Origin of the sequence: Qipengyuania gaetbuli (assembly GCF_020524765.1) — a bacterium.
GTDB classification, from domain to species: Bacteria; Pseudomonadota; Alphaproteobacteria; order Sphingomonadales; family Sphingomonadaceae; genus Qipengyuania; species Qipengyuania gaetbuli_A.
The window spans coordinates 1243543-1260608 of the sequence record NZ_JAIVLR010000001.1 but is presented as its reverse complement, the minus strand read 5'-3'; the positions used below and the strand labels follow the sequence as shown (position 1 = coordinate 1260608).

The 17066-nt window shown below is 64.9% G+C and carries 19 protein-coding genes and 1 tRNA gene; 5 read left to right on the top strand and 15 right to left on the bottom strand.

Features of this window, described 5'->3' with window-relative positions:
* Positions 1–190: 190 nt before the first annotated feature.
* Entirely contained in the window at positions 191–982 is a 792-nt protein-coding gene (locus LC083_RS14050) for a helix-turn-helix domain-containing protein (RefSeq protein ID WP_226699657.1), read from the top strand.
* 65 nt (positions 983–1047) lie between these two features.
* On the opposite strand, the gene LC083_RS06345 is transcribed toward LC083_RS14050, so the two are convergent.
* From LC083_RS06345 to LC083_RS06325, 5 genes are all read right to left on the bottom strand, one after another.
* The gene (locus LC083_RS06345) at positions 1048–1761 is read right to left on the bottom strand and encodes a ribonuclease T2 family protein (protein WP_226699656.1); all 714 of its coding nucleotides are present in this window, start codon (positions 1759–1761) and stop codon (positions 1048–1050) included.
* Positions 1748–2164, bottom strand: a complete 417-nt coding sequence (locus LC083_RS06340) for a hypothetical protein (RefSeq protein WP_226699655.1) — start codon at positions 2162–2164, stop codon at positions 1748–1750. Before LC083_RS06340 ends, LC083_RS06345 begins: the two co-directional genes overlap by 14 nt.
* A gap of 39 nt (positions 2165–2203) precedes the next feature.
* Positions 2204–3067 carry a carboxylating nicotinate-nucleotide diphosphorylase gene (nadC, locus tag LC083_RS06335; RefSeq protein WP_226699654.1) on the bottom strand — a complete coding sequence of 288 codons (864 nt, stop codon included), beginning with the start codon at positions 3065–3067 and terminating at the stop codon, positions 2204–2206.
* Positions 3068–3185: 118 nt separating this feature from the next.
* The gene (locus tag LC083_RS06330; RefSeq protein ID WP_160608543.1) at positions 3186–3983 is read right to left on the bottom strand and encodes a LytR/AlgR family response regulator transcription factor; all 798 of its coding nucleotides are present in this window, start codon (positions 3981–3983) and stop codon (positions 3186–3188) included.
* A complete protein-coding gene (locus LC083_RS06325; protein WP_226699653.1) occupies positions 3980–5197 on the bottom strand; it encodes a sensor histidine kinase in 1218 nt (405 codons plus the stop codon). Before LC083_RS06325 ends, LC083_RS06330 begins: the two co-directional genes overlap by 4 nt.
* Before the next feature lie 83 nt (positions 5198–5280).
* Between LC083_RS06325 and LC083_RS06320 the strand changes: the two genes are divergently transcribed.
* Positions 5281–5889, top strand: a complete 609-nt coding sequence (locus tag LC083_RS06320; protein WP_160609189.1) for an HD domain-containing protein — start codon at positions 5281–5283, stop codon at positions 5887–5889.
* A gap of 1 nt (position 5890) precedes the next feature.
* Here the strand turns inward: LC083_RS06320 and LC083_RS06315 are convergent, their stop codons facing one another.
* From LC083_RS06315 to LC083_RS06275, 9 genes are all read right to left on the bottom strand, one after another.
* Positions 5891–6571 carry a DsbA family protein gene (locus LC083_RS06315; RefSeq protein ID WP_226699652.1) on the bottom strand — a complete coding sequence of 227 codons (681 nt, stop codon included), beginning with the start codon at positions 6569–6571 and terminating at the stop codon, positions 5891–5893.
* 22 nt (positions 6572–6593) lie between these two features.
* Complete coding sequence (locus tag LC083_RS06310) at positions 6594–7976, bottom strand: M48 family metalloprotease (RefSeq protein ID WP_226699651.1); 1383 nt, start codon at positions 7974–7976, stop codon at positions 6594–6596.
* A gap of 11 nt (positions 7977–7987) precedes the next feature.
* Positions 7988–8914 carry an alpha/beta hydrolase gene (locus tag LC083_RS06305; protein ID WP_226699650.1) on the bottom strand — a complete coding sequence of 309 codons (927 nt, stop codon included), beginning with the start codon at positions 8912–8914 and terminating at the stop codon, positions 7988–7990.
* On the bottom strand, positions 8911–10014 hold the full coding sequence (locus LC083_RS06300; RefSeq protein ID WP_226699649.1) for an App1 family protein: 1104 nt from the start codon (positions 10012–10014) through the stop codon (positions 8911–8913). The genes LC083_RS06305 and LC083_RS06300 overlap by 4 nt, the downstream gene beginning before the upstream one ends.
* Before the next feature lie 57 nt (positions 10015–10071).
* A complete protein-coding gene (locus tag LC083_RS14090) occupies positions 10072–12045 on the bottom strand; it encodes a hypothetical protein (RefSeq protein WP_413469449.1) in 1974 nt (657 codons plus the stop codon).
* 104 nt (positions 12046–12149) lie between these two features.
* On the bottom strand, positions 12150–12602 hold the full coding sequence (locus LC083_RS06290; RefSeq protein ID WP_226699648.1) for a DUF2141 domain-containing protein: 453 nt from the start codon (positions 12600–12602) through the stop codon (positions 12150–12152).
* Positions 12599–13315 (bottom strand): sterol desaturase family protein, encoded by a 717-nt coding sequence (locus LC083_RS06285; protein ID WP_226699647.1) that lies wholly within the window; start codon positions 13313–13315, stop codon positions 12599–12601. Before LC083_RS06285 ends, LC083_RS06290 begins: the two co-directional genes overlap by 4 nt.
* A 51-nt stretch (positions 13316–13366) precedes the next feature.
* Positions 13367–13870, bottom strand: a complete 504-nt coding sequence (locus tag LC083_RS06280) for an MmcB family DNA repair protein (protein WP_226699646.1) — start codon at positions 13868–13870, stop codon at positions 13367–13369.
* A gap of 48 nt (positions 13871–13918) precedes the next feature.
* Positions 13919–14317, bottom strand: coding sequence for a hypothetical protein (locus LC083_RS06275; RefSeq protein WP_226699645.1), 399 nt, complete (start codon positions 14315–14317; stop codon positions 13919–13921).
* 127 nt (positions 14318–14444) lie between these two features.
* Between LC083_RS06275 and LC083_RS06270 the strand changes: the two genes are divergently transcribed.
* The 3 genes from LC083_RS06270 to LC083_RS06260 all read left to right on the top strand — a co-directional run bounded on the left by LC083_RS06270 (position 14445) and on the right by LC083_RS06260 (position 16531).
* Positions 14445–14521 (top strand) — tRNA-Arg (locus tag LC083_RS06270).
* 79 nt (positions 14522–14600) lie between these two features.
* On the top strand, positions 14601–15626 hold the full coding sequence (locus LC083_RS06265; RefSeq protein WP_226699644.1) for a diacylglycerol/lipid kinase family protein: 1026 nt from the start codon (positions 14601–14603) through the stop codon (positions 15624–15626).
* The gene (locus tag LC083_RS06260; protein WP_226699643.1) at positions 15623–16531 is read left to right on the top strand and encodes a hypothetical protein; all 909 of its coding nucleotides are present in this window, start codon (positions 15623–15625) and stop codon (positions 16529–16531) included. Before LC083_RS06265 ends, LC083_RS06260 begins: the two co-directional genes overlap by 4 nt.
* Here the strand turns inward: LC083_RS06260 and LC083_RS06255 are convergent.
* Positions 16522–17019 (bottom strand): DUF2141 domain-containing protein, encoded by a 498-nt coding sequence (locus tag LC083_RS06255; RefSeq protein WP_226699642.1) that lies wholly within the window; start codon positions 17017–17019, stop codon positions 16522–16524. The genes LC083_RS06260 and LC083_RS06255 overlap by 10 nt on opposite strands.
* Positions 17020–17066 lie beyond the last annotated feature (47 nt).

The window sequence follows — 17066 nt, the reverse complement described above, 5'->3', positions numbered from 1 at the left end:
TGGATCGCCGGGTAATCATCTATTGCCGCTAGGGCTTCCTCTCATGTAAACGTTCACAACAAGAGGGCCGCAGACAGGGAATCCCGCAATCTTCGATAGGTCGAACAGCGGAAATCAGGGCGTCACCGTTCGCTACGCTTTGCCCGCCGAGCGATTGCGCCCTTACGTCTCCACCTATTCCTTGACCCTTGTGGACAAGAAGACGCCCACGGTCTTTGATCAGGTCTATCCCGAATGGCCCAACATTCGCATGACGGTTGGGGGAGATATGGCTGCCTGCACCGGCATCGGTCCCCTGAGGGCCTGCAATCCGATTTGCGCGATTGGGCCTACCAGCCACGCGACACGCTTTTCGCTTGAACCGGGCCGCTATTGGACGATCAGCCTCCTGCCGCTCGGTTGGGCCAGATTCGTGGGAATCCGCGCATGCGATTTCGCAGATCACTGGGAGATCCTCGACCGCGACAGCCCTCTCGCCAAGTTCGCAGCACTGCTCTCTTGCGAGAGAGGCGCGCCGGATTTTTCCGAGGTAACCGCGCAAATTGACAAATATCTGCTCAGGATGCTGGCTCAGCCGGGAACCAGGGAAGACGCGATATTCAACGTCCATTGCGCCCTGCTCGATCCCAAGGTGGCGTCGGTAAAAGACTTCGCCGCACGGGCGGGCATTGGCGTGCGTGCGCTCGAAAGACTGTCATTATCGGCCTTCGGGTTCAGCCCCAGCCTGCTGTTGCGCCGCCAGCGTTTCCTGCGGAGCCTCAGCCAATTCATGCTCGACCCCTCTCTTTCGTGGATCGACACACTCGATTCCCAATATGTCGACCAGCCCCATTTCATTCGCGACTTCCGCCGGTTCATGGATACGACACCGAGCGCGTTCGCGGCAGAACCGCACCCGGTCTTGTGGGCGGCAGCCAAGGCCCGGACAGCGATTGCGGGAAAGCCCATGCAGGTTCTTCAGCCGCCGGGCGAGGTTACCTGATATTTCCGGTCGTGGACGCGGAAGCTAGGCTGCTCGCCAGCCCTTATCCGGCATCGACGCTCCGCCTATAGCCCCCGCCAGATCTTCGCCGGCTCGCCATCCTTGGCGCCGAACCGCTCCTTGTCGCAAGGCTTCGGCATGAAGCGCTTGTCGTAGCAAAGGCGCAGTTCCTCCAACCAACCCTTGCGGTCGAGATGGACGCCCACCGCCTCTTTCGGCCAACCCTCGTTCGCATCGGCGAAGCGGGTGCGGATCGTGCCTGCGGTCAGGTTATCCTCGCGGCTGATGCGCACGAAATCGGGCCAGCGCAGGCCGGAATAGAGGATGCGCGTGACCTTGAAATAGGTTTCGGGCCGCCTCGTCATGCAGCTGCCGTGCTTGGCCCACTGGCGGGCCATGAGCGCGGCATCGGGGCTGATGCAGAGGTTCTGCCGGACAGCGGAAGCGGTGGGTTTCGTACCGGCACACCATTGCGGCCAGCTGCGGCCGCTATCGGGCCACAGCCCGTGCACGGTGAAGCCGAACCGCCCGTCCCTGCCCGAGCACTGGCGCGCGTGGCGCCGTTCGTCTTCTCGGAAGCGGCAGAATTCCGGGCTCCAGCTGAGCGCCAGCGTATAGCCCGTCACGGGCAGGTCGCGCGGGGCCGAATCCGCCTGCACAGCGGGAATCCGGACCTCTCCAGGGATACGGCACTGGTAAGCCTGCGCCTGCGCGGCCCCGCCGCTCGCCAGCGTGACGGCGGCGAGCGCTACGCAAAGCCCGCGGTCAGTTGCCGCCACGCTTCTCGGCGAACCACGCCTTCGCGTCGGGCTGGAACAGGAAATAGATTGCAGCCAGCGTCATCAGGTTGCCGACCAGCGTGAACACGAGGTTCAATCCCGACAGCAGGCCGAAGGTCGTCGCAAGCGAGAAGATCGCCCAGGCGGCAAAGAGCACCAGGATCCATTTCACGAACTCGATACGCAGACCCGAGATGAGGAACCACAGCGCCAGATTGATGACGATGCCAAAGATGAGGCTGCCGATCATGATGCCTCCGCCCATGCCTTCGACACCGGCGGCGGCCAGTTCGGCATTGGTGGTTTCGACCAGGTCGCCATAATTGAACGCGAAGCCGATGAGCCCGACGACGATCGAGCCGAGATAGAGCATGTCGAATTTCTTGATCGATGCAGGTTTCATCGTGGTCCCTCCCCGTGGTGGGAGAGAGATGCCCTGAATTTACAGCGGGGTAAAGTCCAGACCGATATCAGCGGCAGGCGCGCTCTGCGTCAGCCGGCCGACCGAGACGTAGTCTACGCCGGTTGCGGCCTTGGCCTTGATCGTGTCGAGATTGATCCCGCCGCTCGCTTCGGTGGGGACGCGGCCTGCCACCAGCGCCAATGCTTCGCGCAGGGTGTCAGGCTCCATGTTGTCGAGCAGCAGGCGGGTTGCACCGGCGGCCAGCGCGGGTTCGATCTGGTCGATCCGATCGACCTCGCAGATGATGTCCTTCACCCCTGCGTCGACGGCGCGGCGCACCGCCTCTCCGACAGAGCCTGCGACAAGGACGTGGTTGTCCTTGATCATGGCGGCATCCCACAGGCCCATGCGGTGGTTCGCCCCGCCGCCCATGCGGACCGCGTATTTTTCGAGGTGGCGCAGGCCGGGAATGGTCTTGCGCGTGTCGAGCAGGGTGCAATCGGGATTGTCCATTGCGGCCACGTACTGCGCGACCATGGTGGCGATGCCCGAAAGGTGCTGGACCGTGTTGAGGGCGCTGCGTTCTGCCGTCAGCATGGCGCGGGCATTGCCCTCGAGCCGCATCAGGTCGGTCCCTGCAGGAACGCTCGCCCCATCCTCGACCAGTATCTCGACCGTCATTTCAGGGTCGAGTGCGCGGAAGAACGCCTCGGCCACGGTGAGCCCCGCGACGCGGATTGCATCGCGCGTATCCATCACGCCCGAGAAGCGCGCTTCGGCCGGGATGACGCTCTCGCTGGTGACGTCCCTCCCGCCGCCGGGAAGCCCTTCGCCAAGGTCTTCCGCCAGCGTTTCGCGCACGAACCGGTCGAGATCGAAGCCGGGCAAATCGAAATGGGTCATGTGGAGCCTTTAACCGGGCCAATGGAGGCCCGGCAAGCGCGACCGCGCGCCCGCAGGCGCCCGACCGAAGGGAGGAACTGCGCCGAGGACGAAGCCGCGGAGGCGGCTTCGCAAAACATTAGTGAACGAAGCGCGCCACGACGTCGCGGTAGCTGCGCGACACCTTCACTTCCGCGCCGCTATCCAGCACGAGGAAGCATTCGCCATTGGTGTGCGGTTTGACCTGACGGACCTGGTCGAGATTGACGATGGTCGAGCGGTGCACGCGCTGGAACTTGCGCGGGTCGAGGCGGCGCTCGAGGTCTTTCATCGTCTCGCGCAGGATCAGCGAATTGTCGCCGGTGTAGATGCACATGTAGTCGCCGGCAGCCTCGATATGCTCGATCGTGTCGACTTCGACGCGGAAGATCTGGCCGCGGTCCTTCACGTTGATGAGCTTTTCATAACGGCCTGCCGCTTCGGAATCGTCGGCGTCGATCTCGTCGACCGCTTCGGGCGCGACTTCGGACAATACGCCGCGCAGGCGGTCGGCCTCGTCGCTGCTCTTCTTTTCGGCGAGGCGCTGGCGCACGCGTTCGATCGTGTCGGCCAGCTTGTCCTCGTCGACCGGCTTCATCAGATAGTTGACCGCATTGGCCTCGAAAGCGCGGATGGCGTGTTCCTGGAACGCGGTGACGAAAACGAACAGCGGCGGTTCGATTTCCATCACGCCCTGCACGACGGAAAAGCCGTCGAAGCCGGGCATCTGGATGTCGAGGAAAACGAGGTCGGGCTTCAGCGTCTTGATCGCGCGGATCGCCTCGCGTCCGTTCTGGCAGGTCTCGATCACCTCGACGTCGTCGAAGGGTTCGAGGCGCAGCTGGAGGCCTTGGATGGCGAGCTTCTCGTCGTCGACGAGGATCGTGCGAATGGTCATGGCTTGGTACTTACCTTCTGGGGGGCATCCGGAGGATTAACGGACAAGGCCGTGGCTGGTTTCGCCGTGCCTGTCGCCCGTCCTGCGGCAAGCGGCTCCTCCTCGTCGGCGAGTTCGTGCGGAATCTCGATCAGCACGGTGAAACCGCCGCTTTCGGGCGAGCGGATTTCGAAACGGTGGTCATCGCCATAGGCCTGCGCCAGTCGGTCGCGGATATTGGCGAGGCCGACACCGGTCGAATCGCGCCGCTTATGTGTGGCCATCACCGCCGGAAGATCGTCCGCGACGCCGCTCACATCCACGCCGGGACCGGTATCAGAGACCGTGATGCGCAGGCGCGGGCCGACGATCTGTGCGAGCAGCGAAATCTGCGCGCCTTCTTCGAGCGGGCTGACGCCGTACTTGATCGCGTTCTCGATCAGGGGTTGCAGCAGCATGGAGGGGATCTGTGCCTTGGCGGCCCGTTCCTCGACGCGGAAATCGGTGCGCAGCCGGTCCTCGAAACGCATCCGTTCGATGCTGAGATAGAGCTGCAGCGTCTCCACCTCCTGCGCCACCGTGACCTTGCCGCCCGGCTGGGTGACCAGCGTGTGCCGCAGGAAGGAGGACAGGCGGGTCAGCATCGCATTGGCCGGCTCGGTCTGCTTGAGCAGCACCAGCGTGCTGATCGAATTGAGCGTGTTGAACAGGAAATGCGGGTTCAGCTGGTAGCGCAGCATGGCAAGCTGCGCGCTGGTCGCCTGCGCTTCGAGCCGTTCCAGCCGGTCCGACTGTTCTTCCACTTGGAGGAAGAAATTGATCGCGTAATAGAGCGCCGACCATGCGCCGAGCAGCGTCAGGTCGAAGAAGTAGATGCCGATGAACAGGCGGACGAAACCCGTCTCGCTGGTCGGGCGGGTGAGGTCGAGCACCCAGCTGTCGATGAAGGCGTAAAGGCCAACCGCCACCGTCAGTACTACCGCCGTTCCGCCCCAGGTGAGCAGCGGCTTCTGCTTGATCAGATGGTTGTAGATGACCGACAGGATCAGGCTGATCGAAAAGCCGGTGATCGTCGCGATCAGGATCACGAAGAAGAACTGCAGTTCCTGGCCGTTGGCGAAAGCCGACATCGCGCGCAGCAGCGCCGACCCGCCCCAGCCCATCAGCTGGAGGTTCCAGAACGCCTGGTTCTTGTTCTCGAAGAACGGCGTTGGTCGGAAAGGCAATACGGCCATGTCCAACCCCCCTAGCCCAATTGCCGCGCGCTGCGCCAGACGCTAGGATGCTTGGCAGAGGGACGCTGGTAGAGAGAGATGCGATGAACAAGCCCGAGAACCTGACCCATTCGATCGAGGAACGCGCCAAGTTCCGCGAAATGAAGGAAGGTACCCAGGAAGACTGGGCTATCATCGGCGCGGAATACATGGCCTTTGCCAAGGACTTGCCCGATCGCGTGCTCGAACACCTGCGCTTGCTGGATGGCGATTTCGGGGGCTTTCCGGTGTGCCGCCTCGAACACTCGCTCCAGACCGCGACTCGCGCGCACCGCGACGGCCGTGACGAGCAATATGTGGTCATGGCGCTGCTGCACGACATCGGCGATACGCTGGGGAGCTACAACCACCCCGAAGTGGCCGCGGCGATCATCAAGCCCTTCGTGACCGAGGAAATCCACTGGATCTGCCAGAACCACGGCGCCTTCCAGGGCTATTACTATTTCCACCACCTCGGCATGGACCGGAATATCCGCGACAAGTTCGCCGAGAGCCCGCACTATGCGGCCTGCGCGGAATTCTGCGAGAAATACGACCAGGCCGCCTTCGATCCCGATTACGAGAGCGAGCCGCTGGAGTTCTTCGAACCGATGGTACGCCGCGTGATGGCGAAGCCGCTGGCGTCGATGTACGCCAAGGCGCTGGAAGAATAGGCTAGCTGCCAAGCGCGGCTTCGAGCCTGTCGAAGCCGATCGCACCTTCCATGACCTTGTCGCCCGCGACCCAGCTGGGCGTCCCCGTGAAACCGAGGCTGCGGGCCAGTTCCTGGTTGCGCGCGAGTTCCGCCGTCACTTCCTCCGAAGCGCCGTATTCGCGCGCCGCATCAAGGTCTAGCCCGGCCTGCTGCGCCGCCAGCATGACGTTTTCCGCTGTCGGGCTGCCGAGCTCGAACATGGCGTGGTGGAAGGCCTTGTACTTGCCCTGCTTGGCTGCGGCCAGGGCCATGCGCGCCGGAACGTCGCTGCCCTGAAAGATCGGGAATTCGCGAATGACCACGCGCACGTCGGGGTTTTCCGCGATCAGCCGGTCCACGTCGGCCACGCTGATGCGGCAGTAGCCGCAGGCATAGTCGGTGAACTTGACCAGCGTGCGCGTGCCGTCGGGATTGCCGAGCACCGCGCCGGGGAAGGGCTTGCGCACTTCGTCGGCAACCTGTGCCAGCTGTTCGCGCGATTGCTCGGCCTGCCAGGCGTCGGCCATTTCGGGCAGGATACCCGGATTGGAAACGAGATAGTCGCGCGTCTGCGAATGGCCGAGGCCGGAAAGCGACCAGATCGCTGCGCCCGCAAAGCCGCCGACCAACGCGATCGCTGCCGTTGCCAGATGCTGTTTCATGCCCACCTTCCCTGTTCCGATACTACCTGCGACCGCCGCAAGACCTGTCGCCGCGGGCCTCGCATTCCTGTTCGATTAGCGCCCGTGCCTGCATGCCGATGTCCTGCGCGCGCAGCCAATCGGGCGAGCCGACGGGCAGGCCTGCTTCCGCTGCCTGCGCGCTGCGCATGGCAAGCGCGTACTGGCGGTTCATGACCTGCTGTTCCGCGCTGGCGAGGCGCGCGCGCGGGATATCGCCGCGCGCTGCGTAGACCACGCCGAGCTGGTACCAGGCGAAAGGATTGTAGCGGTCGCGTGCGACGGCGGCGCGCAGCACCCTTTCGGCTTCCTCGTAATTATCCTTGTCCTCGGTCGCGATGAGCGCGTGGCCGAGTAGCGACGCGATCAACGGCTGCGAGCGGCTGTACTGCGTCGCCTTGCGCAGCGGGTCGATCGCTTCGCCCGGACGCCCCGATTCGAGCAGCACCTGCCCCTTCAGTTCGAGGAAATAGGGATCGCTCGGCGCGCGCTCGATCAGCGTATCGGCCGCCTCCAGCGCCAGGTCCATCCTGGCCTGCTTGTGATAGGCATAGGCGCGGGCAACGAGGGCGGGGGTCGACTGGTCCTCTTCCGGATAGTCGCGCAGCGTGTTTTCCGGCTTGTCGACATAGCCGGCGAGCTTCGCCTTGATGCGCTGGAAGCGCGCCTCGATCGCCGGATCGCTCGGGCGGTCCCAGGCGGGATCCTTTTCGTAGGTTTCGCGCAGGTTGTTGATGCGGTCGCCCGACAGGGGGTGGGTGCGCCAGAAGCCAGCCTCTTCGTCCTGGCTGTAGCCGCGCCGCACTTCCTGGTTGAGGAGCTTGCCGAAGAAGGTGAGCGATCCGCGACCCGAGATGCCGGCCTTGGAGAGGTATTCCGCGCCCGCCGCGTCGGCGCTGGCTTCCTGTGTGCGGGTGAAGGCAAGGATCGAGCTCAGCGCGGCAGACTGGCCGGCCATCATCAGGCCCATGGCGGCATCGCCCGCACCTGCCAGCGCCGCACCGATACCCGCGATCATCGACAGCAGCGAAAAGCCCTGCGCCTTGCGATAGCCTTCGCCGATGCGCACGATGTGCCCGCCGGTGATGTGGCCCAGCTCGTGCGCGATCACGCCCTGCACCTCGTTGGCCGTGTCGGCAGCGTCGATCAGCCCGCTATGGATATAGACGGCCTGCCCGCCTGCCACGAATGCGTTGATGCTGGGATCGTTGATAAGGACGATTTCGACATTGCCGGGCGCAAGGCCTGCGGCTTCGACCAGCGGGTTCGAGATATCGTTGAGGAAGGCCTCGGTCTCCGCATCGCGCAGGACCGATTGCGCAGCCGCCGGCTGCACGACCAGCACGGCCATCGCGATGAAGGCGAGAACATGGGAAAGCAGGCGCATCGGCTGCCCTTCTAGGGCTTCCCGGCCTGAACCGGAACTGAAAGTGCGGTGGTGTCCTTGAGGAAAGCCTTCACCGTATCGAACACGCGCGGGTCTCGGCGCCAGGGATTGGCGAGCGCAAGCAGCGGGTCGTTATGCGTCTTGCCCGGCAGGTAGAGCGTGTCGACCCGCGCCCCGCGTGCTTCCAGCGCCGCGGCCAGCGCGCGGGTGTTGCGCGGCTTGACCAGCGTATCCTCCTCGCCGTGGACGAGCAGGAAGGGCGGGGCTTCCCCCTTGGCATGATTGACCGGCTGGCTTTCCGCCCCAACCCCGACCGTGCCGAAGGTCGCACGCGTGGAATCGCTGTCATAGGGATAGAAATCATAAGGGCCTGCGAGCCCCACGACGCCCTTCACCGCGCCCTCTGCCAAGACGCCGGCCTCGACCATCCAGCGCTCTTCCAGCGCGACCTGCGCGACGTTGTACGCGCCTGCCGAATGGCCTGCGATGACGATACGCTGCGGGTCGCCGCCGAATTCGCCGATGTTCTGCGTGACCCAGGCCAGCACGCTCGCCGTGTCTTCGAGCATGGCGGGGTAGCGGCCGCTTTCGCCGAGGCGGTAGCCGCCCAGCACCACGACATATCCCTCGGGCGCGATGTTGCGGGCGATGAAGCCATAATCGTCGGGATCGCCGTTCGCCCAGCTGCCGCCGTGCACGAAGACGAAGACCGGCTGAGGGCCGTTGCCGGAAGCAGCACGGTAGACCAGCAGCTTCTGGCGCGCATCGGGGCCGAGGCTGGCGCGGTGCGCGAGCGTGACCCCGCGCTCCTTGCCGGCAATGCGGTCGACCGTATCGAGCACGGCCGGGCCGTTGCGGTTGATGGCGACCAGCACCGCTCCGCCTGCGATGAGGCCGATGCCGACCAGCGTTGCGATCACGAGCATGACAATCCTCACGCGCTCTCCGTCCGGGCCTTGCCCACCGACTTGACGATGTTCTTGGCTTCCGTGTCTTCGAGAAGCCCGATGGAGGCAAGGAATTTGCGCCCCTCTTCATAGCCTTCGCCCATCCACAGCGGAATGCCCGCTGCCTTCAGCGATTGTTCGGCAGCCAGTTCCTCGGGGGTCATGGCCTCGCCCACCTTGCGGATGAACACGGCGCGCACGCGGTGGGGGGTGTGCGCGGCGACATCGGCAAACGCAGTGAGGTCGCCCTGCGAATCATCGCCGATCAGCGCGAATTTCATGTCCGGATAGGTGGCGAGAATGCCGTCGATCGCCGCGCGCTTGTGGGCCCCGTGGCTCGCCGAGCCGAAGGTTTCGCGGTTGAGGCCCCAATCGCGCAGCATGATCGGGCCGAGCGGCAGGCCGCGTCCTTTCATGTAGGCCACCAGATAGGAAAACAGGTTCCACGGGCTGGACGAGACGTAGAAGAAGGGTCGCAGGGTGGCGCGCTGGTGGTCGCCTGCATGGCCCGCGCCTGCACGGAAATCCTCTGCGCCTCCCAGCGCATTGTAGAAAAGGTCCGCGCCGGGGACGAGGATGCGTTCTTCCGGCATCTCCATCAACACGCGCCGCCAGTTGCGCATGACCGCACGGAAATTGCCGGTGATGCCGGTCTCGATGATGGTGTCGTCGATGTCGGAGATGACGCCGAGCGCGGTGGTGCGGCCGGGGGCAAGGACGTGGCCGTCGATGCAGTGCTCCCCCTCACCGTTCGACCAGTGGAGGCTGACCGTTTCCCATTCCGGAAGGTCGGCATAGGGCCAGTCGCCTTCCAGCCTTATGTCGAAATGGACGAAGCCTTCCTTGTCGGTGAGGCCCTGGTGGCGCCTGCTCTCGCCGCCGGGCGGGGCAATTTCCAGTTCGACCGGCAGACCCTCGACCTCGTGGCTGGCGAACTGGCCCATCATCGTGCGCATGGCGCGCCACTTGCCCGATTTCACGAAACGGCTTTCCCGGGAACGCAGCGCGCGCGCGGTGATGAACAGCCGCTCTTCGTTGCGGTAGCCGAAATAGGGCTGGATGCGGACGGGCGCGGTGGGCAGGAACGGCATGGGCCGCAGCGCTAGCGCGTGCGGCCCATGTATCTCAAGCGGTTATTCCGCAGGTGTTTACTTGGCGAGCAGCTTGCGCGCGGCCTTTTCGAGCAGCACGCGATCCTCCGCCAGTTCGCCGACCACGACCAGCTCGCCGTCCTCGGTGCGGCGCACCATGACCAGAGCGAATTCCGGACCGTCGAGTGCGACGTCCGACAGTTCGGCAGTCTCGAGCTTGCGCAGCTTCTTCGCCAGCGCCGGACGGATGCCGGTGCCATCGTCCTCGACCGGCTTGCCCTGCTCTTCCTTGCGGGCACGGCGTTCGGCCTGGACGACACCCTTGAGGCCGCCTTCGGCAGCGCGGAGGAATTCGACCAGCCTGCCGCGCTCCACGCCCACGCGGTGCGCATGGGTCAGGACGGCGGCATATTCGGTGAGGCGCGTCTTGTCGTAATCGGCGCCGAAGACCAGCTTCACCACCGGCGTCATCGGCGCGCGGTCCTGCATGGTCAGGCCGTTGTCGGCGATGATTTCCTGGAAGTCTTCGGGCGCGTCCTGCGCTTCGAGGCTGAAGTCGTAGGCCAGGCCGACTGCGGCGTAGAGCGCCTTGCGGCTGCGGTCTTCGGTGTTTTGCGCGGCCTGTGCAAGCTCGCGGGCGGCGGCGAGGCAGTCGTAGAGACCCTCGGGCGCCTGCTCTTCGGCAGAAGCGATGATTTCCGCATCCTCGACCGCTTCGGCGACGATCGGTGCGAGTTCTTCCGCGGCGACCGGTTCGGCGGCTGGTTCGTTCGCCGCTTCAACGTCTGTGGCAGCGACTTCCGAAACCTCGCCAGCGTCCTCGAAGTCTTCGTATTCCTCGTCCGCTTCGTAGGCGCCGTAATTCGAATAGTCTTCGACCGGCTCTTCCGGCTCGTAGGCCTGCGGGATCGCCGGTGCTGCCGGAGAAGCGAGGGCCGAGAGGTCGACCGTCTTCTTCTGGCGGTCGCCGCGGCTGACCAGCGACATCAGGCTGCTGCCAGCATCGTCGTCTGCCAGCGGGTCGACGAGATCGTCGACGTCGTCGTCCTCGTAATCTTCCTCGTCCCAGTCGGGCAGGCCATAATCTGCGGCGGTCTTGATGCCGGTGTCGAAATCATCCTCGCCGGCGCCTTCCTCGTCATGCGATTCGGCGGCAAGGCTGCCGAGCGGATTGCCGAGCGCATCGACACCGCGTTCGCGTCGGGCAGGGACGGAGGCTGCGACGCCATCCTCGACCTGGCCGAAGGCCGGGGCAGGGATTTCGTGCTCCTCGTCGTCCTCGATGACTGCATCACTGCCGAGGTCGAGCACGGTATCGTCCTCGTCTTCCCCGTTATCCCAGTCATCGCTGGCTTCGGCGGAAAGATCTTCGAGCGGCTGGGTCAATTCCAGCATGTCGTCGACTTCCTCGACCGCCTCGATCTCGACCGTTTCACCGGCAAGGGCCTGGTCGATCTGCAGCAGCAGCTCGTCGGCGGTCTTGGCGTCGGCCAGTTCCTTCCAGTTGATGACGCCGAAGATGAAATCGATCGTCTCATCATCGCTGGAATAGGGCAGCAGGATACCGCGATAGAGCACGGTCGAACCGCGCTGGTTCACGAATTCCGCCTCGAAGCCGATCGGCGCCTGGTTGGCGAGGATCTGCATGTAATGGTCGGTGATGCGGCTCAGCAGCGAACGCGGCGGGACATCGTCGAGATGTTCCAGCGGCCCTTCGACGTCGCATTCCTTGCGCAGTTCGCCCCCCACGAAGCGCACGGCGGGATTTTCGATCCCGGTCGAGAAGTCGAGCAGCACCGAATAGGGACCGAAATCGTCGAGCAGTTCGGGCTCGAGATCCTCGATGTTCGGGAAAGCGGCATCGCCCAGCAGGCTGGCCCAGTGGTTGTAGGCGCGCACCTGCATGCGGCGCTCGTCCTGGCCTACCGGGGAAGGCGGCGGATCGAGGTCGGCATCGGCCTCGTCGACGAACTCATCGTCGAGATGGTCCTGTGCGTCATGCGCGCCAAATGCGCCGCCAAGCCTGTCCATCACTCAAAAGCCCCCGAATGCGAGTTGCGGTATTCGGGAAGGGGTATGGGGCAGGCGTAGTAAAAATAGGGTTAAGGTTAACGCAGGCCTCACCCTGCAGGCGGTTACAGGAGGTAACGCATCCTGATCGTTATGGCCTTGTCCTTGTCGGCCATGTCGAAGGCGGCTTCGCTGAACTTCGGCGGCCCCATGCGCACAGGCGCATCGCGCGAGAAGCCGAAGCCCTCCTTGGGGATCATGCCGAGCGCGCGGTCGGCCTTGCCGTTGGCATTCTCGTCATGGAGCAGGGCGATTGCGTAGTTGCCCGGCTTCACCTGCTCGAAGGCGAAAGTCACTTGGCCCTGATGCGCATCGACGCTGGTGGCGTGGAGCCCTGCGGCCTTCTTGCACTCGGGAAAATCGCTTTCCGAGCTGACCAGGCAGGCGCGCAGCAGGCCCTTGCCATTGCGCACATCGGTCACGGTCACCGTGATCTTCGACCCGTGCGCGGCAGGCGGCGGAGCCCCGGCGCCCAGCGCCAGCGCCGCGATCGGCAGGATGAGAATGCGGTTGGTCATATGCGTTCGCTCAGTCCCCGGTCGGTCCCGCAAAGCCGGTCCCAGAACCGGAAATACAGGCCGTAATTGCAGCGGTATTCCTCGTGGTGCCGCTGGTGGTGGCTGGCGGTTATCAGCCAGCTTCCCAACCGCGAATGAACGAGGCGGCGGGGAAACATCTCCCAGCCCATGTGATTGGTCACGCCCATCACCGTCATGATGGTCAGCACGAGGCCCAGCATCGTGATGTGGATGGGTATGAAGAACACCAGCGCCGGGATGACCACCGCGCCGGTCAGCGCTTCCCACGGATGGAAGCTCATCGCCGCCCAGGCAGTCGGCGGGCGGCTGGCATGGTGCACGGCATGCATCGTGCGGAACAGCGAGGGGCGGTGCATCAGCCGGTGCGTCCAGTAGAACCAGGCATCGTGCAGCACGAGGTAGGCGAGAGGCGCCAGCGGCAAGTACCACAGCGGCATCGCGTCCCATTCGGTATAGATCAGCGTCCAGCCGCGTTCCTGCCAGCCCCAGGCGACCACGCCTGCAGGAATGCCGTAGATCGCTGCAGAGGCGAGCGACCAGCCGATCTCCCGCCTGATCTGGTCGCCCAGCTTGGCGTGATAGCCGGGCCGCTTGATATTGGTGGCGAGCGCGAAGGCGCCGCTGGACGCGAAATAGCGCAGGGCGATGATGCCCGTCATGGCCACGGCCGATATTGCGATTGCGTCCCACATGATCCCGCCTGCACTTATGCCGCAGGAAGATGCCGCTGCACAGACGCTACTTCATTCCGCCGTGCCCCAGGGGCTGCAGTGTGGATCGGCGGCCACGGTCATGCGGCGCATGGCGGCGCGGGCGAGGCGTCCGACCTCCACCTTGCGGCGCGCTGCCGCGAGCGGGTGGAGCGGGGCCGGGCGCACGATTTCCCCGTCATAGCCATCAGCCACGACGATGCCGCAGCAATCGGGGCGATAGCCGTCCCCTTCGAGCGGCGAGCGGTCGAGATGCGGCGGCACGCCCCAGTAGAAACGGTCGCAGAAATCGAGATAGTCGGGCCACTTGCCATCGCCTAGCAGATCGCCGCGCTGGACCTTGATTTCCACGATGACGACCCGCCCCTTGGGATCGAGGCCCATGAGATCGGCGCGGCGCCCGTTGCGCAGCGGGATCTCCGGCATCAGCCAGACATCGTTGCGGGCAAACAGGCGCATAATGCCCCGCGCCACTTCGACAGCGGTTTCGCCCGATTGCGCGGTGTCGCTGCGGTCGATCGCGGATGAATCACTCATGCCGCGTGGATGGAACAGAATGTGAACGCGGTCAAGCCACCGCTGGCGTCATCCGTGCGGGACGAGCGCCACGATCGCATCGCGCGATACGTGGAATTCGCGCCACAGCGTCAGGGCGGCAACGGTGGTGTCCTGGCCACCCGCACTCAGCGCAAGGAGTGCCCGCAGGCCGGGCTGCATGATGGCGGCAAGGTCGTCTACCCCGCGCCGGACCAACTCGTATTCGAAGCCGGCCAGCGCCTCTGCTCGTTCCGGCAAGCCGGTGACCTCGGGGCCCTCCTCCGGGCGACCCAGCTGCGCGAGCACGCCGATGGCCGCAGCGGCATCGTGCACCGCGCTCCACTGTTCGGCGAGCGTTTCGCGGTCCTGTTCGCGGCGCAGGTCTTCGCCTGCAAGCGGCAGCATGATGGCATGCGACAGGTCGAATTCGTGGGTCAGCGCGTTCATGGGAGCAAGGTTAACGCCGCCCCGCTTGCCAAATTCCTAATACCGCCGGCCCGCCGCGCGGAAATTTCACTGGCCCGCTTCCAGCGCGCTTGCTAAGCGCGCCGCTCGCCTAGCGCGTCATGGCCAGGCACCCGTAGCTCAGCTGGATAGAGCGCTGCCCTCCGAAGGCAGAGGCCACAGGTTCGAATCCTGTCGGGTGCGCCAGTGACGTGCGTTCGCGCGGCGCTCGCATTGTCGCGGCGGCATCCCTACACTATCTGGAACCTTCCACGGGCGAACCGCAATGGAGCGCGTCATTCACGATTACCGGCCTATGCATGATGCGACCGGCGAGATTCCGTCCGGGATCGAGCCGCAGGCCGCGCCTGCGCCGCGCATCGCCATGATCCACAATCCGCGCTCGCACCGCAACCAGGGCAGCCCGGCCGAGACGGTCGCGGGCGCCGATGTGCGGCTGGTGCAGCCCTGCACCAAGGAAGAGCTGGCGGCAGAGCTTGCGGACCTTGCGCGCAGCGGCGTCGACCTGCTCGTCATCAGCGGCGGCGACGGCACGATCCGCGATGTGCTCACTCTCGGTCAGCCGGTCTTCGGGTCGAATTGGCCGGTTCTGGCAATCGTGCCGCAGGGCAAGACCAATGCCCTGAAGATCGATCTCGACTTGCCTGCGCAATGGGGGCTTGCCGAAGCGGTAGCGGCTTATCGGTCGGGCAAGCGCGCTCGCAGGAAGGCGCTGACGGTTGTCGGTGCGGACGAGACCGGCGCATCGCCCATGCTGGGCTTCGTGCTCGGAGCGGGCGCATTCACGCTCGGCATCGAAGCGGGCCAGGAAGCGCACCGCATGGGGTTCTTTAATTCGCTGGCCGTCGGCGCGACCGCGGCCTGGGGCGTCATGCAGGTGCTCTTTTCCGGCAATGACAACCGCTGGCGCCGCGGCACGCGGATGGAACTGGCGTTCGAGCCGTCGGGGGAACCGATGCCGCATTCGCGCCACGGTGCGCCCGATCGCCGCCACATTATGCTCGCCTCGACTTTCGAGCGGCTCCCCGGCAATATCCAGCTGTTCGGCAAGCGGCAGGCGCCTATCCGCCTCGCGGTGCTCGACCGGCCGCGCCGCAGGATTTTCGCGGTTCTCCCCGCCATCCTCGCCGGCTGGCATCCGCGATGGCTGGCGGGCGCGGGCCTGCACCACATCTCTGCCGAAGCCTTCTCTTTCGACGTCGAGGAACCGTTCATCCTCGACGGCGAGCATTTCCCGGCCGGTAGCTATCTCGTGGGACAGGGCCCGGAAATGGAATTCGTGACGGCGTGAGCGCGGCGCTCGACCAGCGGATTGCAGCATCGCTTGGCGCTGGGGTGCGGCCCGAGGTCGCGGCCTATGCACGGATGCTCGGCGAGGAAGCGGGCGCCAGCGCCGTACTGTTCTACGGCTCGAACCTGAGGACAGGATCGCTCGAGGGCGTGCTCGATTTCTACGTCCTGCTGCCAGGCGCCCAAGTCGAACGCGTCTGGCCGAAGGTGAGCTACCGCGAGTGGGAATATGGCGGCGAAACGCTGCGCGCCAAGATCGCCACCATGTCGCTGACCCAGTTTATGAAGGCGGCCAGCGGGCAAAGCCGCGACACGACGATCTGGACGCGGTTCGTCCAGCCGAGCGCGCTCATCTGGACGGTGGATGACGCCGCACGGCAATCGGTCCACGAGGCAATCGCGGCAGCAGCGAAATCGGCAGCGCGCTTCGCGGCCGCGCTCGGCCCGTCAAAGGGCGAGGCCGAGGCGTATTGGCGCGCGCTGTTCCAGGCGACCTATCGGGCGGAATTCCGGGTTGAAAAGCCGGGGCGCGAGGATTCGATCCTGTCGGTGAACCGGGACCATTTCGATGGTTTGCTCCCGCTCGCATGGGAGGCCCAAGGCATCGCTTTTTCGCAGGAAGGCGATCTTTTGGCCCCGAAGCTGGACGAAGCGATCCGCCGGGATATCCTGAGCGCATGGCGAGAGCGCGAACGGCTGGGCAAACCGCTCAACATTCTGCGCCTGGCGAAGGCGACCACGACGTTCGAAGGTGCCGCGCGCTATGGTGCCTGGAAGCTGCACCGTCACACGGGTATCGAATTGGAAGTCACGCCATTTCGCGAAAAACACCCGCTGCTCGCCATGCCGGGCGCGGCATGGGAGTTGTGGCGGGCGCGCCGTCGAGCGGCAAAAGCTCAGCGGTAACGCATCCGGATCGAAATCGATTCGACCGAATTGCCGACGTTGAAGGCCACCTTCCTGTAGTTCGGCTTGCCGAGGTTGAAGAGGTTGATGCTAGGGTTGTTCGACATCGCTCCGCCGTCACCGAAGATGTCGGTCTTGCCATTGCCGTTGAGATCGTGGCGCACGGCGATGCCATAGCTGCCCGGCTCCGCAATCGGCATGCAGAAGCGCATGGTGCCAGCCGTCGCCGGCGCTTCCATGCGGGTGAGCCAGCGGCCCTTTTCCAGCCAGTCACGCTCGGTCGCGCGATAGGACTGGATACGCAGCGTCCCGCGGCTTTCCTTGATGCCGGTGATCGACACCCAGACACCCGGCTTGCCGGCCTGGCAACGCGCCGGGTCGTGCGGGATTTCCTGGCCGTAGCGGGTCTGGGCAAGCGCGGGTGCAGAGAGCGCAAGCGCGCCCAGCGCAACGGTGCTGCCGGCAATGGCGATGGATCGGACGGTCATGTTCGGCCCCGTGAATTGCTTCGTAACGTGGACGAGGCGCAAAGGCA

Coding starts and splice junctions, on each gene's coding strand:
- LC083_RS06340 (WP_226699655.1), bottom strand. CDS start 2,164: ATGAAACCTGCATCGATCAAGAAATTCGACATGCTCTATCTCGGCTCG.
- nadC (WP_226699654.1), bottom strand. CDS start 3,067: ATGACCCATTTCGATTTGCCCGGCTTCGATCTCGACCGGTTCGTGCGC.
- LC083_RS06330 (WP_160608543.1), bottom strand. CDS start 3,983: ATGACCATTCGCACGATCCTCGTCGACGACGAGAAGCTCGCCATCCAA.
- LC083_RS06325 (WP_226699653.1), bottom strand. CDS start 5,197: ATGGCCGTATTGCCTTTCCGACCAACGCCGTTCTTCGAGAACAAGAAC.
- LC083_RS06320 (WP_160609189.1), top strand. CDS start 5,281: ATGAACAAGCCCGAGAACCTGACCCATTCGATCGAGGAACGCGCCAAG.
- LC083_RS06315 (WP_226699652.1), bottom strand. CDS start 6,571: ATGAAACAGCATCTGGCAACGGCAGCGATCGCGTTGGTCGGCGGCTTT.
- LC083_RS06310 (WP_226699651.1), bottom strand. CDS start 7,976: ATGCGCCTGCTTTCCCATGTTCTCGCCTTCATCGCGATGGCCGTGCTG.
- LC083_RS06300 (WP_226699649.1), bottom strand. CDS start 10,014: ATGCCGTTCCTGCCCACCGCGCCCGTCCGCATCCAGCCCTATTTCGGC.
- LC083_RS14090 (WP_413469449.1), bottom strand. CDS start 12,045: ATGGACAGGCTTGGCGGCGCATTTGGCGCGCATGACGCACAGGACCAT.
- LC083_RS06290 (WP_226699648.1), bottom strand. CDS start 12,602: ATGACCAACCGCATTCTCATCCTGCCGATCGCGGCGCTGGCGCTGGGC.
- LC083_RS06285 (WP_226699647.1), bottom strand. CDS start 13,315: ATGTGGGACGCAATCGCAATATCGGCCGTGGCCATGACGGGCATCATC.
- LC083_RS06280 (WP_226699646.1), bottom strand. CDS start 13,870: ATGAGTGATTCATCCGCGATCGACCGCAGCGACACCGCGCAATCGGGC.
- LC083_RS06275 (WP_226699645.1), bottom strand. CDS start 14,317: ATGAACGCGCTGACCCACGAATTCGACCTGTCGCATGCCATCATGCTG.
- LC083_RS06265 (WP_226699644.1), top strand. CDS start 14,601: ATGGAGCGCGTCATTCACGATTACCGGCCTATGCATGATGCGACCGGC.
- LC083_RS06255 (WP_226699642.1), bottom strand. CDS start 17,019: ATGACCGTCCGATCCATCGCCATTGCCGGCAGCACCGTTGCGCTGGGC.